A 554-nucleotide genomic window follows, 5' to 3' on the forward strand; every position below is an offset into this window, starting at 1 on the left:
CGATCTCGCCGCCCTTGGTCCCGAACGAGATCGTCGAGATGGGAACACCCTCGTCCTTGGCCAGCCGCGCCGCGGTGTAGACGCCGTCGTGCGGATCGCTGGGGTTGGAGGGCTTGTTCTCGCGGCCATCGGACTCCAGCACGATCCGGGCCGGCGGTGGGCCGTCGCCGCCGCCCATCACCGAACCGACCGTCGCGATCGCCTGCAGAGCGGTGAAAATGCCTTCTCCCGTTGCGGTTTTGGGCATCGGCTTGAGGCTGTCGATGCCCGCCTTCACCGCGCCGCGGTTGGTCGTCGGGGGCACCAGCAGCGTCGCGTTGGCCGCGAACTCCACCAGCCCCAGGTTGATCGCCGGGGTCAGCTGGTCGGCGAACTGCTTGCCGGCCTCCTTGGCCGCGTCGAGGCGGTTGGGCGGCACATCGGTCGAAGCCATCGACTCCGAGACATCGATCACCAGCATCACGACCGCGCGGTTGAGCGGAATCCGGACGTCCGAGGTCGGCCCGGCCATCGCGGTGGTCAGCAATACCAGCGACACGGCCAGCAGGATGGTC

General features: G+C 68.6%; 1 protein-coding gene. It reads right to left on the reverse strand.

From position 1 onward, the window contains the following. Positions 1–554: VWA domain-containing protein (locus A5686_RS07845; protein ID WP_156750000.1), on the reverse strand; the 554-nt coding region annotated here is incomplete at both ends.

Source organism: Mycobacterium sp. E2479, assembly GCF_001667925.1.
In the GTDB taxonomy this organism is placed as follows: Bacteria; Actinomycetota; Actinomycetes; order Mycobacteriales; family Mycobacteriaceae; genus Mycobacterium.